This is a genomic window from Paenibacillus riograndensis SBR5 (assembly GCF_000981585.1).
Classification (GTDB): domain Bacteria; phylum Bacillota; class Bacilli; order Paenibacillales; family Paenibacillaceae; genus Paenibacillus_AQ; species Paenibacillus_AQ riograndensis.
The window spans coordinates 6,918,729-6,933,352 of the sequence record NZ_LN831776.1; the positions used below are offsets into that span (position 1 = coordinate 6,918,729).

Below are 14,624 nucleotides of genomic sequence, written 5' to 3' on the forward strand. Positions count from 1 at the left end.
CATGCTCCAAATTTCACAAAAAAGCTTGCCAACTTATGGTAACATCCGGGTCTATAGTCTTGATTCCTCCTTGAATTTGGTGGAAATTACAGCTAACTAGGAGAAATTCAGGATATTATTGCTTGGGTTCCACATGAACCTGCACATTCATAATATTATGAAGCGTGCTCATCCGCTCCTCGATGGAGTCGCTAATCTCATGGCCCTGCATTACTGTAATCTCGGCATTGACTTCTACAACCACATCCACCAGCACATGGTTGCCGTGAACGCGGGCTTTTAAATCCTTGATGCCTTCGACTCCGGGTGTCCGGGCAATCGTGCTGCGCAGGTCCAGCAATCGATCCTGATCGAATCCGTCCGTCAGGCGGTACGTGGAATCGCGGAAAATATCCCAAGCCGTCTTCAAAATGAGCAAGCCGACGGCCACGGCTGCGGCCGAATCAATCCAGGGCAAGCCGAACTGCGCACCGACGATCCCTACCGCAGCACCTATGCTGACCATGGCATCGGAGAAATTATCCTTGGCTGCTGCCAGCAGCGCACCGTTATTAATCTGTCTGGCGAGCCGCTTGTTATATATATATACCCCCATCATGGCTGCGGCACACACCACCGCCACCCCGGCAGACCATAGCTGCGGGGTTTCTTTGGCCCCTTCAAACAAGGAGCGGACCGCTTCCACAATAACCTGAATGCCGACCATGGCCATGATAAAGGAAGCCAGCAGCGCCGCCACCGTCTCCGCGCGGAAATGCCCGTAGGTATGATCGGAATCAGGCGGCTTCCGCGAAATGCGCAGGCCGATCAAGACCGCCAGCGAAGCCACAATGTCGGTGAGGTTGTTGAAGCCGTCCGCCAGCAGCGCGCTTGAGCCAAATACATAGCCGCTGATCAGTTTGAAGGCCGAAAGAATGATATAGGCGATAATGCTGATCAGAGCGCCCCGTTCACCTTTACGAATATCATCATAGATATCAGCCACTGCCAATCCCCCCTATTGATCTCTATACGGTTCCGGAGCACCGGCAGATCATTCTTTGAATTATTCTTGCCCTTGTGGCAGCATTTAAAAACAATTAGAATGAAGGAAAGAACTTGCTACCTAAGGGGGTTACATAATGAGCGAGAGCAACGACAAACCAAAGATCAATCTGGCGGATGCCATCCGCCAAAAGCTGGAACAGAAGAAGCAGCAAACTTCCGCCAGACCCGGCTCCACGTTTCAGGCCGGTTCCGCCAAACCGCTGAAAAGCCAGAACAACAAAAAGCCCAACAACCAGCGCCGACGGACCGGAGGCTCATAGATCTGTTAGATTCGAACATAAACGGCTGCGTTATCCCTTCCGGGATGACGCAGCCGTTTTTCCTATGAACGGATTAGTGTTCAAAGCCTCATATATAGTTCTTACACCTCTACAGGATACATACGGGCGCGCATTTCCTTGATTTCCGGATTCTCCAGATATTCATCATAGGTCATGGTGCGGTCAATAACCCCTGCCGGTGTAATTTCAATGATACGGTTGGCAATCGTCTGGATGAACTGATGGTCATGGGAAGTGAACAGGATGGTACCGTCAAAATCAATCAGCCCGTTGTTCAGCGCAGTGATCGACTCCAGATCCAAGTGGTTGGTAGGCTCATCAAATACGAGCACATTCGCCCCGTTCAGCATCATCTTGGCCAGCATACAGCGGACCTTCTCGCCCCCGGACAGCACACTGGCCTTCTTCAGCGCTTCCTCACCGGCAAAGAGCATCCGGCCCAGAAATCCGCGCAGGAAGGTTTCGTCCTGATCCTTGGAATATTGGCGCAGCCATTCCACCAGGTTCAGATTCACCCCGTCGAAGTAACTGGAGTTGTCCTTCGGGAAATAAGCCTGGGTGGTTGTAACCCCCCAGGTATACTCTCCGGCGTCGGCTTCCTTCTCCCCCATGATGATGTCGAACAGCAGGGATTTCGGCTGGGAATTTGGACCGACAAAAGCGATTTTGTCGCCTTTATTGACCACAATGCTGAATTCATCCAGCATTTTTTCGCCTTCAACTGTTTTGGTCAGGCCGCTGATCGTAAGCAGCTGCTTGCCGGCCTCACGCTCAGGCTTGAAGTTGAGGAACGGATATTTCCGGTTCGATGGGCGGATATCGTCCAGCGTAATCTTTTCCAGCTGCTTCTTGCGGGAGGTTGCCTGCTTGGACTTGGAAGCATTGGCCGAGAAGCGCTGGATAAACGCCTGCAGCTCCTTGATCTTGTCTTCCTTCTTCTTGTTCGCGTCACGCTGCAGCGCCTGCGCAAGCTGGCTGGACTCGTACCAGAAGTCGTAGTTGCCGACATACATCTGGATTTTGCCGAAGTCAATGTCCGCAATATGGGTACATACCTTGTTCAGGAAGTGGCGGTCATGGGATACAACAATAACAGTGCCCTCATAATCCATGAGGAAGTTCTCCAGCCAGCCGATGGATTCCAGATCCAAATGGTTGGTAGGCTCATCTAACAGCAGGTTGTTCGGGCGCCCGAACAGAGCCTGGGCCAGCAGAACACGGACCTTCTCGTTGCCGCTGAGTTCGGCCATCTTTTTGTCATGCATCTCGCGCATAATGCCAAGGCCGATCAGCATCGCCGCCGCATCCGGCTCGGCGTCCCAGCCGTTCAGCTCGGCGAACTCCCCTTCAAGCTCACCGGCGCGCAGGCCGTCGGCTTCGGAGAAATCGCTTTTGGCATAGAGGGCATCCTTCTCTTTCATAATGTCATACAGGCGGGTATGCCCCATGATTACCGTTTCCAGCACCGGGTATTCATCATACTCGAAATGATTCTGCTTCAAAACTGCCAGCCGCTCACCAGGAGTCATGTGCACTTCACCGGTATTGGCTTCAATCTCTCCGGACAGAATTTTCAGGAACGTGGATTTGCCGGCACCGTTGGCCCCGATCAGGCCGTAGCAGTTGCCGGGTGTGAATTTTATGTTTACATCCTCAAATAGTGCGCGTTTTCCGTAGCGGAGTGTTACGCCGCTTGTACTGATCATTAAGCATTACCATCCTTTTCACTTAGGGTTCCGGCTCATTATAGCATAAATATAAGGGAAAAGGCCCGCAGATCACCCTATAAAGTGTAGTTTTGCCCTAAAAGTGGATGCAGGCGATTCTATGGGCCAGGCATGCGTTCCTCGGGATGCACAATCAGCGTTTCCCCGTAGGCCAGCGTGCGTATCCGCTCCCCGGCAATCCCCTGTGCCAGCCGCGCCTGCTCCATCCGGTCCAGCGCCTCACGCGCGGTGTCATCGGCCAGACGGAAGGTTCCGAAATGCATCGGAATCATCAGCTCTGCGCCAACATCCAAAAAGGCCTGAATGGCCTCCTCAGGGGTCACATGCTGTGAGCTCATGAACCATTCCGGCTCATAGGCCCCGATCGGCATCAGCGCCACATGCAGCTTGAAGCGCCTGCCAATCTCCTTGAACCCCGGGAAAAAGCCGCTGTCCCCGGCAAAATACAGATTGGGCGGCAGCTTTCGCGAGCCTCCGTCTCCCTGGGGATGCTTGCGGGGTTCAGCAGGCTCCAGCACAAAGCCGCCCCAGTGCGAGGTATTGGTATCGAACGGCGTCCGCCGCGTCCAGTGCTGCGTCGGGACAAAGGTCAGCTTCACCGCACCTACCTTTATCTCCTCCCACCACTGCATTTCCAGGCAGTTCACAAACCCTTTGCGCACCATCTTGCGCTTCAGCCCCACCGGCACCACAAGCGTAGTTCCCGCCTTGTACAGCTTACGGATAGAAGCGAGATGCAGATGATCGTAATGGGAGTGGGAGATCAGAATCAGATCCACGGGCGGAATCCCGCTGAGCGGAATCCCGGGCGGGGTAATACGTTTCTCAAACCCGAGCCGCCGGGCCCATACAGGATCGGTTATAATATTTACCCCTTCATATTGAAGCAAAAAAGTGGAATGCCCGATCCAGGTAACGGTCGTATCCAGACGGTTCTCCGACAGATAGTCCAGCTTTGGAGGAAGATTGGGTACTTTATAGGAGTAATCCTTTTTCTTCATCCGCCGTTCCTCGCGCCATTGGCGGAGCTGCTTAAGCGTTTTATCCGTACTGACATTGTCGATGTTATTGTAGCGTACTCTGGCCATTCCGTATCTCTCCTTAACAAGCTGCCGGAATATATCTCTTTTTTGTGAATTATAGGATTCCACGGCTCGTTTTGCAAAACGTGCGCTGAGCGCATATCCTTATTTAATTAAAAGTTTAACCATTTCGTACCAGGCTTAAGCGGACATATGCGGTCTGCCTTTTGTGTTGGGTGCCCGAAATGAGGTAAAATGCGGGTAAAGTACTTACGGCCAGCATGCCGTTCAAAGGGGGAGCCTAGCGTATGAAGATTACATTTATAGAACCGACTCCAAGTCCCAATACGATGAAGCTTCATCTGGATGAGACTCTGGAGCCCGGAGTCCGCCGTACCTATACACCGGAAAGCCAGCGTTCCGCCCCTTCCTGGGCGCGGGAAATGCTCACGATTCCGGGCGTTACCAGCATTTATCACGCTGCCGATTTCGCTGCACTGGAGCGCAAAGGCAGCGCTGACTGGGCCGCCATTCTCCGCGAGGTCCAGACCCGGTTCGGCGCAGAGGGCTTAAGTGCAGACTTCAACCTGGAGGATGAGAATGCCGGTGCACACTTCGGGGAATCGCAGGTATTCGTGCAGATGTTCCGCGGCATCCCGATCCAGATCCGCGTCAAAACCGGCGCGAGTGAGGAGCGCATCGCCCTCTCCGCCCGGTTCACAAAGGCGGTAACGGATGTCGCCAGCGCCGTACTGATCAAAGAGCGCAAGCTCACCGATTACGGCGTGCGGTACGGCGAGCCTGAGACCATCGCGCGCGAGGTCGAGCAGGAGCTGGAAGCGGCGTATCCGCAGGAACGCCTCGACTCCCTCGTGCAGCAGGCCATCGCGCACGGGGCCGGCGGCGAGTTCGTCGAGCAGCGGGAGAAGAAGGATCAGGCCGAGCTGCTGCGAGACCTGAAGGACGAGGACTGGCGCGTGCGCTACGCCGCGCTGGAGGACCTTGCGCCGACGGCAGAGCTCCTGCCGGAGCTGCGCGCGGCGCTGCACGACCCCAAGCTGCATATCCGCAGGCTGGCGGTCGTGTACCTGGGCGACATCCGCACGCCCGAGGCGATGGAGCTGCTCTATGAGGCGATGGCAGACAGCGCCCCGGCCGTGCGGCGCACGGCCGGAGACACGCTGTCCGACATCGGCGATCCCGCAGCGACGCCGATGATGACGGCGTCGCTCACGGACAAGAGCAAGCTGGTCCGCTGGCGGGCAGCGCGCTTCCTCTATGAGGTCGGCACGGCCGAGGCTCAGGAGGCATTAAGCCTGGCTGTGGACGACCCGGAATTCGAGGTAGGTCTGCAGGCCAGAATGGCGCTGGAGCGCATCGCCTCCGGTGAAGAGGCTGCCGGTACTGTATGGCAGCAGATGTCGGAGCGCCGGAGAACCTAACGCTTACCTGCCGTAATTTGTCATTGCTTGCCCAGGCAAGTTGCATTATACTAATCCCTGTTGTGTTCATATCATTATAAAGATAGCCTCATCATACCTAGGATGAGGTAGAGGTCGCGGATATAAAGAGTACGCGCGAGGAGACGCTATAAGAGCCGTCTGTGAAACGCCGCCGAAAGGAATATCCGCCGAAGTCTGCGCCGCTGCTCTTATTATGCTGCGCCGGCTGGGGCCGTTGCCGAAAGGTACGGAACTGTCACAGGGCATGGCCCGTCAGGAAACTGCGTCCAGGCACTGTGTTGCGCTATCTGAACAGGGAGTATGGTGCGGAGCTGTAAATACGAAAACCGCAGAATCTGTCTGCGGTTTTTTTACGCTTGCGAATGGATATGCTTCTTGGTTAGAGCCCTTGAACAGAAACATTATAATTCAGAGGGAGTGTCCTATTTATGCAAGTCAGGAACAACAATCAGCCGCACCAACCGGGGCAGAACAGCAATACATCCGCGCCGGGGCTGCGCAAAACCTTCAAGGCCAGACATTTAACCATGATCGCCCTCGGCGGCTCCATCGGAACCGGACTGTTCCTCGCCAGCGGCGGTGCGATCGCCTCTTCGGGTCCGGGAGGCGCCCTGCTGGCTTACACTGCTGTCGGCATTATGGTGTATTTTCTGATGACCAGCCTGGGTGAGCTGGCAACTTACTTGCCGGACTCCGGCTCTTTCAGCACCTACGGCACGCGGTTTGTCAGCCCCGCCTTCGGCTTTGCCATCGGCTGGAACTTCTGGTACAACTGGGCGGTCACTATCGCTGCAGAGCTATCCGCTGCCACTGTCATTATTAAGTACTGGTTCCCGGACAGCCCTTCCATCCTCTGGAGCCTTCTGTTTCTGCTGCTGATGTTCGGACTCAACTTTTTGTCTGCACGCGGCTATGGGGAATCGGAATACTGGTTTGCCATTATCAAAATCATTACCGTTATCGTCTTTCTAACGGTCGGTGTGTTGATGATCTTCGGTATTTTGGGCGGCAAGGCGGTTGGTTTCAGCAACTTCCAGCTTGGCGGCAGTTCTTTCCACGGCGGATTTTTTGCCTTCGTTGGCGTCTTCATGGCTGCGGGCTTCTCGTTCCAGGGGACTGAACTTGTCGGGGTCGCCGCAGGTGAGAGTGAAAATCCGCGCCGGAATGTGCCGCTGGCCATCCGCCGGGTGTTCTGGCGCATTCTAATCTTCTATATCTTCGCCATACTTGTCATCGGGCTGCTGATCCCTTACACCAACCCCGATCTGCTCCGCAGCGGAATTGATGATATCGGCGTCAGCCCGTTCACGATTGTCTTCAATAAAGCAGGACTTGCGATTGCGGCATCTGTCATGAACGCAGTCATCCTGAGTTCAGTGCTGTCAGCCGGGAACTCGGGCATGTATGCTTCCACCCGCGTCCTGTATGCGATGGCCAAGGACGGCATGGCCCCGCGTGCCCTCGGCAGACTCAACCGCCGCGGGGTACCTGTAGGTGCGCTGCTGGTTACCACTGCAGTCGGCATGCTGGCTTTTCTGGCCTCATTCTTTGGCGACGGGGCGGTCTATAACTGGCTGCTCAATGCATCCGGTATGTGCGGCTTCATTAACTGGCTGGGCATCGCCGTGTGCCATTACCGTTTCCGCCGCGCTTTTGTGAAGCAGGGACATTCGCTGGAGGAACTGCCTTACCGGGCCAGATGGTTCCCTTTTGGCCCGATCTTCGCACTGGTCCTATGCCTCATTGCTGTTTTTGGCCAGAATCTCGGCGCTTTCAACGGCGGAAGCATCGACTGGTACGGCATCCTTGTCTCCTATATCAGTCTGCCGTTGTTCCTGCTGATCTGGTTCGGCTACCGCTGGTTCCGCAAGAGCCGCATTGTCCCGCTGGATCAATGCGACCTAAGCACGCATCCGGAGTAATCCGCTTCTCAGAGCCGAAGCCGGGACCAGAAGCTCTCTCCGTCCGTATGAGTAGTGGTTGGGACAGAACATGCGAGGAGTTGTGCAATATTTTCTTAAATCAGGAACCAAAACGGCTGTGCCGTCCTCCACAGGACAGCGCAGCCGTCTTGGTTCTAGCGTTACCTGGAGAACGACTCTTCATGAATCCTACGGCAACTCTTTAAGTGGAAAAAGGTACACTAATTTGCCGAAGTACCCTACCCTCGGGCAGATGAAGTGGAAAAAGGGATACTAATTAAGCTCATTTCGCCATTGGACCAGAAATGTGGCCCAATTAGTTTTACTTTTTCCACTTCACTCTCAGGATTTCTTAATTTCCGGAAAAATAAGTTCCCTTTTTCCAACTAGCACCTGTGAGGAAGCCGGTAAAGACGGATCGCCCTATTCCTTCACGATCGATCCGCAGCCGTTACGGACAGGAGAGCCGTTATGGATAGAAGATTCGGCTATTCCGCAGGGACGGACTGAGATGCCTTTATTTCTCCCTTTCCCCTTGATTCCAGGCTCCATCGAACGTGATAACGTCTCCTGAGTCCGTAATTGTAGATAAAGTTAGATTTTTGGTAAAATAAGGGCTCCTCTGTCCGCTTCAGTCCGCTGATGGAGCCCTATCCTCCTGCATCGCGTATATTCCTGTGAGGCTTCCAAGATATCCACATTTTTTCACACTGTTTTACAGTTAAATAAGGGGAAGTCAGTTCCCCCAAAACATATAAATTTCTTTTAAAAAAGGGGATGCATTTGGAGCCAACCAGCTCCAGATGCATCCCTTTTTGATGATCAGTATCGTACATTCATTGCTTAACTTTCTGATCAGTACCCTACTGCCATTGCTTAACTTTCTGATCAGTATCGTACTCCCATTGCTTAACTCTCTGATCAGTATCCTACTGCCGTTCTTGCCTTTCTGCCCAGGTGACCAGGAAGGTTGCCCGCACAGATAAGATGGATGCCAGTCCCCAGGGCCATTGTTCTGTAGGCAGCAGCCCCTCCTTTCAGCCCCATCGGCTAGGTGTATCTATGCGGACTCACGTTCCGCTGATTCTCTGCAAACGGGCAATATACAAGGTGATCCGGACACACAAGCCGTTATTGAGGTGAAAAAGGCTGCAATCTCCCCGAAAACAAGGAAATAAGGGCTCTGTAGTCCGGGAGCGCCGAAAAATCCGTGTTTTCTTATAAATAAGGGCTTCTGTGTCCGGAAGACAGCCGGGGCGGGGAGACGCAAAGCGGATGGACATAGCGGGAAACGTTTGGCCAGGAGACGATCAGCAGCTAGGCACATAACGGGAACGTCCGGTCGGGAGACGATCAGCAGCTAGGCACATAACGGGAACGTCCGGCCAGGAGACGATCAGCAGCTAGGCCCATAGCAGGAAACATCCGGCCGGGAGACGCACAACAAGCGGCATTCAGCCAAAAAACACGCCAGCTGCCTACTTCCAGGTCACATAAACCTTCAAATCCCCGGTGTTGTCAAACGGGGAGCTGGTGTAGGCCAAGTTCTCCAGGCCTAAGCTGTAAAGCCCCTGCAGATCTATTTTGAGCAGTTTTTCACTGCCCCGGTAACGGAATAACAGGGATTGCTTGCCGGAAGCAGCCGCCTCACGCACGAGCGTATTCAGCTCTGCCGCAGAAGTAATCACCTCATCCTCCTCGTACAGCCGGTAATCGAGCTTTTTTTGAAGCTCCTGGTATACCGGCACGCTCTGCCCGCCGCGGCTGACCAGTTCGGACAGGGTCTGGGCATAGCCGACAGACGCTGCCGGGTAGGATTTGGTCCAGCTGTGGTCACGGCGCATCTGGGCGTCTGTCCTCATGTAGTAGACCGTGCTGACGCCACCCTCCGGGCTGGGAGTTGGATCGTCCCAGGTTGTGTCCAAATGGTACCAGCGTCCGTCCAATTGCACCAGATTCCAGGCATGTGACTGGGCAACGCCTCCCTCTGGTTTTGCCGTACCTTCCACAATTTTGTTCGGGATGCCTGCGCCAAGGAGCAATTTGTAGGTCAAAAGCGAATACCCCTGGCAAACGGCGCTGCCGGTCTGCAATCCTTCATAGGCGGTATATTTGCGGTATGTGTTATCATATTGCAAATGCAGCACCACCCAGTCATGGATCACCTTCACCTTCTGGTGCTGGTTCATTCCAGGGGTAATGATCTGCTGTAAAAGGGTTTTCACCTGCTTGTTCACCAGAGCCGTCTGCTGCAGCGTCTCCCGGTACGCCACCTGCACTGTTACCTTGGCCGACCGGCTGCTTCCGCGATACGAAAAAGCGTAGCTGTCGATAATATAATAGAGGTAAGGATCGCTGCCCATCGCCTGGTCAATCGCCTTCTGCACCTGGGATTTCAGGTTGGTTGTCTTGCCTTCGTATACGAACGTAATGTTCTCTCTGCGGTTATTCATGGCTGCAGTCAGCTTCTGGGCCATCTCCGCCCCCGATTGCAGCACCGCTGAAGTGCTGGCGGCGTAAGCATGATCCCAGCCCCAGTACAGGGCAGGCGGCAGAGCAGCGCATACCAGCATTCCTCCAAGCATGGCTTTGACCAGTGTATATCGTTTTTTCATATATGCCCCTGCTTTCTCTGCTGCAATGGATATGGATGAAGTTCCGCGTGTATACTCTATTTTATTAAATGCGGAAATACGGCATTACACGACTATAATATTTCAGAAGATCAGAAAGACCAACTGCGCCCTCCTGGTTATTATTATCGGTCCAGCAGGCCTGGTGAATAAGTCCGGCAGGCAAAAAAAGCGGTTTCCGCGCAGAGTAACCCTCTGCTGCGGAAACCGCCTTGATGCGCTTGCGCTTTAGTTCTTTTTATGCTGCGGGATCAGAATATAAGTTTCTCCGGCAATGGTCTCAAAAACAGCGCCCGCATCTGAAAGCGCCCCATCCGGTTTCTGCAGCGTTAGTGGAAGGCTGCCGGACACGCTGCACGGATAGCCATGCGTAGACACAAGCACTGCCCGGACCAGCTGGCCGCCGCTCCACTCCATATCAACGATAAAACCGCCGCGCGCCCGAAGTCCGCTGACCCGGCCCCCGCTCCAGCTCCCGGGAAGCGCCGGCAGCAGCTGCAGCCCGTTCTGGTGGCTCTGGAGCAGCATTTCGGCGATCCCTGCCGCAACGCCGAAGTTGCCGTCGATCTGGAAAGGCGGGTGGTTGCCAAACAGATTCGGCAGCGTGGCTGCCTCCAGAATCCGCTGCACACAGCGGTAAGCCTTTTCGCCATCCTGCAGCCGGGCATACAGATTAAGCAGCCAGGAGGCGCTCCAGCCGGTATGTCCGCCGCCGGACTCGAGACGCGTCTCCAGCGACAAAGCCGCTGCAGCCGCCAGCTCCGGCGTTTGGTCAGGGCTGATCACATTACCCGGATACAGGCCGTACAGATGGGAGACATGACGGTGTCCCGGCTCCTTCTCGGCAAAATCCCTGTGCCATTCCCGTATCCGCCCGTCCGGAGCGATCCCGGGATGCGCAAGACGGGCCCGCTTAGCGGTTAATTCCCTGCGGAATTCAGGCTCCGTATCCAGAATTTCCGCAGCCTGAATACAGTGGGAGAACAATTCGGCAATCAGCGACATATCCATAGCTGATCCGGCAGACACACTGCAGGGCTCCCCATCGGCGGTAAGAAAAACATTCTCCGGTGAGGTGGACAAGCCCGTAGTCAGCCGGCCATCCGGCAGCTCTACCAGAAAGTCCAGACAGAACAAAGCGGCTCCTTTGAGCACAGGAAATGCAGTGTCCTGCAGAAAAGCCCTGTCGGGGCGGAAGGCATAGCGTTCCCACAGGTGCCGGGAAAGCCACACGCCGCCCATCGGCCAGAAAGCCCACATGGACAGTCCATCGGAGGGGGTGGTCATCCGCCAGAGGTCGGTATTGTGATGAACGCTCCAGCCGCGCGCTCCATAATGAATATTTGCGGTGCGTCTCCCGGCCAGGCTAAGCTCTGTAATTAAATCCATTAATGGTTCATGGCATTCACCTAATCCGCACGGCTCGGCTGGCCAATAATTCATTTCTGCATTAATGTTCGTGGTATAGTTGCTGTTCCATGGCGGCTGAACATGCGGGTTCCAGATCCCTTGAAGATTCAGAGCCTGTGTGCCGGGCCGGGAGCCTGCGATCATCAGGTAGCGGCCATATTGGAACAGCAGCACTTCCAGGGCCGGATCTGCTTGCCCTTCGCGGTACTGTGCCAGCCGGTCATCGGTTGGCAGCTCCGCCAGAGAAGAAGCAGGGGCAAGTTCAAGACTCACACGCCGGAACAAGGTCTGGTGATCCCGGATATGGTGCAGCCTTAGCTCTGCATATGCTTGAGAGGCCGAAGCCAGCTGCTTGAGGCACAGCTCTGAAGGCACTGTGCCGCCCCTTCCCGGCATCTTGTCATACCCGGCAAAATCGGTTGCCGCCGCCAGCCGGAGGGTAACGGCGTTCGCACCGGAAACCGACAGACTTCCGTTCTCAGCCGTACAAGTGCCGCCATCCGTACGGATCTCCAGGGCCGCCGCATAACTTATGCCCAGGCCCTCTTCATACAAGACGGAGCGCGGATGGTCCCCCGTATAATTATCGGCCACATGTGACGGAGCGCGTCCGGTCATGATCAGTGTTCCGTCCGGAGTCATCCGGAAACAGGAAGGATGAGGCGAACTTAGCTCCGCGGTGAAATCCGGCAATACGTTCAGTTCTCCCCGGCCCTCCGCACGGATATGGATCGCTATAAGCTCATCGGGTCTGCTGGCGAGTACTTCACGAACGATCTTAACGCCTCCGGCGGTATAGGAGACGGCAGCCAATGCCTGCTCCAAATCAAGCTCTCTGCGGTAATCTTCTACTGGACCTGCGAGGTCGAACCTGATCTTCAGATCCCCTAACGGTTGATAGGATTCCGTACGTCTGCCGAGCATTTTGGCATCAATCAGCGCTTCCGCTTCCTTGTATTTCCCCTCCGCTACCAGCTGCTTGGCCGGAGCCAAATGGCGCAAGGCTTCATAATTGGTTGTATCGCGCGGGAAGCCCGACCACAGGGTATCCTCATTTAACTGGATCAGCTCCTCCTCCACTCCGCCGAAGATCATCCCCCCAAGCCGGCCGTTGCCCACCGGCAGCGCCTCTTCCCATACGGCGGCCGGTCTGTTGTACCACAGTTTATGCCGGCCGGTATTCCTGCTCTCTCCCACGTACATGCCTCCTGTCTGTCTCGTTAGGACTCAGTGATAAACGACATCTTCCTGATGTTACAGGGTAAACAGCAATCGGCGGGAAGCCCGGACTTACATTAGGGCTTCCCGCCGTCTTCATGCTTTTCTGAAGGAGTAACGACTAATTATTCATTCCACAGTTTCACACGTTTTTTAACCAGCTCTTCACGTAAATCTTCTGCCTTCGATACACCGGCTTTATCAAGTTCTCCCATGTAGGCATCCCAAACTTTATCAAAATCAGCCGGTTTGGACAGGATAGCTTCTGGAATACGTTTCCAGGTAATATCCTTCAGCTTGTTGTCAAGCACAACAATTTCGCTGTCGCCAGGGATAGTGATGTTCCAGGCAGCGCCCCAAGGCTTAACCTTGAATTCATCTTCGCTTGGAAACAAATCTTTCCAGGTGTTGGCTTTGTAGGCCGCCAGTGTTTCTTTCTCTACTTTATTGTAGCCTGCTGTAACTTGCTCAGGGAAACGGGTGGTATAGTAGCTGCCGGTCGGATCCAATACGCCGTCGCCATAGTGAGCGCTAAGCAGTGCGTAGCTGGAGCCGACATTTCCCAGTCCGGTTTCCTTTTGGAAATTGGTGGTGTCATTATATTTACGGTTATTTACATCTTCAGGGATGACGCGTTTGCCGTCAACAACGTTGTAGTGCTTGCCTTCGATCCCCCAGTTAATCAGCACTTGGCCTTCATCCGAAGCCAGGTAGTCCAGGAATTTAATGGCACGCACCGGATCTTTAGCATCTACGCTGATCCCGACTCCGTTGCCGGCCATAAAGCCTGTAGGCCAGAAGGAAGTATCCTTGTACTCCTCAGACAAGGTCACAGGGAAGTGTGCATATCCTTGATCCAGCTTGCCTGCAGCTTTCAGTGCTTTTTCTCCGTCTCCGTAACCCCAGTCTTGGTCAATCAGACCAATGACACGGCCTGTAGCAATCTTGGCTTTGTACTGGTCATATTTCTGAACGAAGCTCTCCGGATCAAGCAAACCGATGTCGTTCATATGGTTCAGCCAGCGGAAATATTCTTTCTCGGCCGGACGGCGGAAGTGATAGGTCACTTCTTGCGTATCAATATCAATCGCATATTCTCCATCATCAGGGGAACCTGTAGTAATGAAAGCCGGGTTGGTCACTGTAATGTACATGTACCAGTCATCTGCATTCAGAGTCATACCGATGTTTTTGTTGCCGTTCTCATCGGTCGGATGTTTTTCAAGGTAAGCCTTGATGACGTTTTCATAATCCTGAACGGTCTTGATTTCCGGATAACCGGCTTCTTTAACGGCACGGTGCTGAAGTTCAAAGCCGCCGCCTGCATCAAAATATTTGTTATCCACACCTGCATAGGTAGGAATAGCATATATCGCATGGTCATCATCACTGTAACGTGAACGTTTCAGGCCTTCTTCGCCAAGCACTTTTTTGATGTTGGGAGCATATTTATCAATCAGGTCCGTAAGATCCAGCATTGCGCCTGCATCCACGAGCTTGCTGATGTCAGTCTTGGCACTGATCAGATCGGGATATTCACCGCTGGCAGCGATCAGGGCTACTTTTTGTTGGGGATCACCGACTGCAAATTCCGCTTCTAGGGTCACACCTGTCTTTTCGGTAAGAACCTTCCCCACTTCATCCTGCATTCCTGTCCAGTTCGGGTTAGGGTCTGCACTGAAGTAAGTCATGGTCAGTGGAGAAGTATCCTCAGCCTTGTTGGCATTGTTTCCCGTATTCGCGGCATTTCCGGCTGCGTTATTCCCGTTATTACCGCCGCAGCCGGCGAGCAAGCCGAGCAGCATAACAGAAGTGAGCGTAATCGCCGATGCTTTGGCTTTTATTTGTCTATTCCTTGCCATGAATGAAACCCTCCTTAAAATTGTTAATCTATCGTATCA

General features: G+C 54.1%; 9 protein-coding genes and 1 riboswitch. Of the genes, 3 read left to right on the forward strand and 6 right to left on the reverse strand.

Annotated features, from left to right (window positions below; genetic code table 11):
• Positions 1–115: 115 nt before the first annotated feature.
• On the reverse strand, positions 116–985 hold the full coding sequence (locus tag PRIO_RS29140) for a cation diffusion facilitator family transporter (protein WP_020426865.1): 870 nt from the start codon (positions 983–985) through the stop codon (positions 116–118).
• Between the two features lie 136 nt (positions 986–1,121).
• On the opposite strand from PRIO_RS29140, the gene PRIO_RS29145 reads away from it, so the two are divergent.
• Positions 1,122–1,307 carry a hypothetical protein gene (locus tag PRIO_RS29145; RefSeq protein ID WP_020426866.1) on the forward strand — a complete coding sequence of 62 codons (186 nt, stop codon included), beginning with the start codon at positions 1,122–1,124 and terminating at the stop codon, positions 1,305–1,307.
• A gap of 101 nt (positions 1,308–1,408) precedes the next feature.
• Here PRIO_RS29145 and PRIO_RS29150 read toward each other — a convergent pair whose 3' ends face one another.
• Together PRIO_RS29150 and PRIO_RS29155 are read right to left on the reverse strand one after the other, a co-directional pair.
• Positions 1,409–3,034, reverse strand: coding sequence for an ABC-F family ATP-binding cassette domain-containing protein (locus PRIO_RS29150; protein ID WP_020426867.1), 1,626 nt, complete (start codon positions 3,032–3,034; stop codon positions 1,409–1,411).
• Between the two features lie 119 nt (positions 3,035–3,153).
• Positions 3,154–4,143, reverse strand: coding sequence for an MBL fold metallo-hydrolase (locus tag PRIO_RS29155; RefSeq protein ID WP_020426868.1), 990 nt, complete (start codon positions 4,141–4,143; stop codon positions 3,154–3,156).
• 242 nt (positions 4,144–4,385) lie between these two features.
• Between PRIO_RS29155 and PRIO_RS29160 the strand changes: the two genes are divergently transcribed.
• Positions 4,386–5,519 (forward strand): virulence factor, encoded by a 1,134-nt coding sequence (locus PRIO_RS29160; RefSeq protein ID WP_020426869.1) that lies wholly within the window; start codon positions 4,386–4,388, stop codon positions 5,517–5,519.
• A 100-nt stretch (positions 5,520–5,619) separates the two neighbouring features.
• Positions 5,620–5,834, forward strand: a riboswitch (Lysine riboswitch).
• Between the two features lie 134 nt (positions 5,835–5,968).
• Positions 5,969–7,462, forward strand: coding sequence for an amino acid permease (locus tag PRIO_RS29165; RefSeq protein WP_231869771.1), 1,494 nt, complete (start codon positions 5,969–5,971; stop codon positions 7,460–7,462).
• 1,478 nt (positions 7,463–8,940) lie between these two features.
• Here the strand turns inward: PRIO_RS29165 and PRIO_RS29170 are convergent.
• The 3 genes from PRIO_RS29170 to PRIO_RS29180 all read right to left on the reverse strand — a co-directional run bounded on the left by PRIO_RS29170 (position 8,941) and on the right by PRIO_RS29180 (position 14,585).
• Positions 8,941–10,077 carry a transglutaminase domain-containing protein gene (locus tag PRIO_RS29170; protein ID WP_039786312.1) on the reverse strand — a complete coding sequence of 379 codons (1,137 nt, stop codon included), beginning with the start codon at positions 10,075–10,077 and terminating at the stop codon, positions 8,941–8,943.
• A 246-nt stretch (positions 10,078–10,323) separates the two neighbouring features.
• On the reverse strand, positions 10,324–12,708 hold the full coding sequence (locus tag PRIO_RS29175) for a glycoside hydrolase family 95 protein (RefSeq protein WP_046505779.1): 2,385 nt from the start codon (positions 12,706–12,708) through the stop codon (positions 10,324–10,326).
• A gap of 140 nt (positions 12,709–12,848) precedes the next feature.
• Positions 12,849–14,585: an ABC transporter substrate-binding protein gene (locus PRIO_RS29180; RefSeq protein ID WP_020426821.1), complete on the reverse strand. Its 1,737-nt coding sequence runs from the start codon at positions 14,583–14,585 to the stop codon at positions 12,849–12,851.
• Positions 14,586–14,624 lie beyond the last annotated feature (39 nt).

Bases quoted from the DNA above. Each gene is read 5' to 3' on its own strand.
- PRIO_RS29145 (WP_020426866.1), top strand. From the start codon at position 1,122: ATGAGCGAGAGCAACGACAAACCAAAGATCAATCTGGCGGATGCCATC.
- PRIO_RS29150 (WP_020426867.1), bottom strand. From the start codon at position 3,034: ATGATCAGTACAAGCGGCGTAACACTCCGCTACGGAAAACGCGCACTA.
- PRIO_RS29155 (WP_020426868.1), bottom strand. From the start codon at position 4,143: ATGGCCAGAGTACGCTACAATAACATCGACAATGTCAGTACGGATAAA.
- PRIO_RS29160 (WP_020426869.1), top strand. From the start codon at position 4,386: ATGAAGATTACATTTATAGAACCGACTCCAAGTCCCAATACGATGAAG.
- PRIO_RS29165 (WP_231869771.1), top strand. From the start codon at position 5,969: ATGCAAGTCAGGAACAACAATCAGCCGCACCAACCGGGGCAGAACAGC.
- PRIO_RS29170 (WP_039786312.1), bottom strand. From the start codon at position 10,077: ATGAAAAAACGATATACACTGGTCAAAGCCATGCTTGGAGGAATGCTG.
- PRIO_RS29175 (WP_046505779.1), bottom strand. From the start codon at position 12,708: ATGTACGTGGGAGAGAGCAGGAATACCGGCCGGCATAAACTGTGGTAC.
- PRIO_RS29180 (WP_020426821.1), bottom strand. From the start codon at position 14,585: ATGGCAAGGAATAGACAAATAAAAGCCAAAGCATCGGCGATTACGCTC.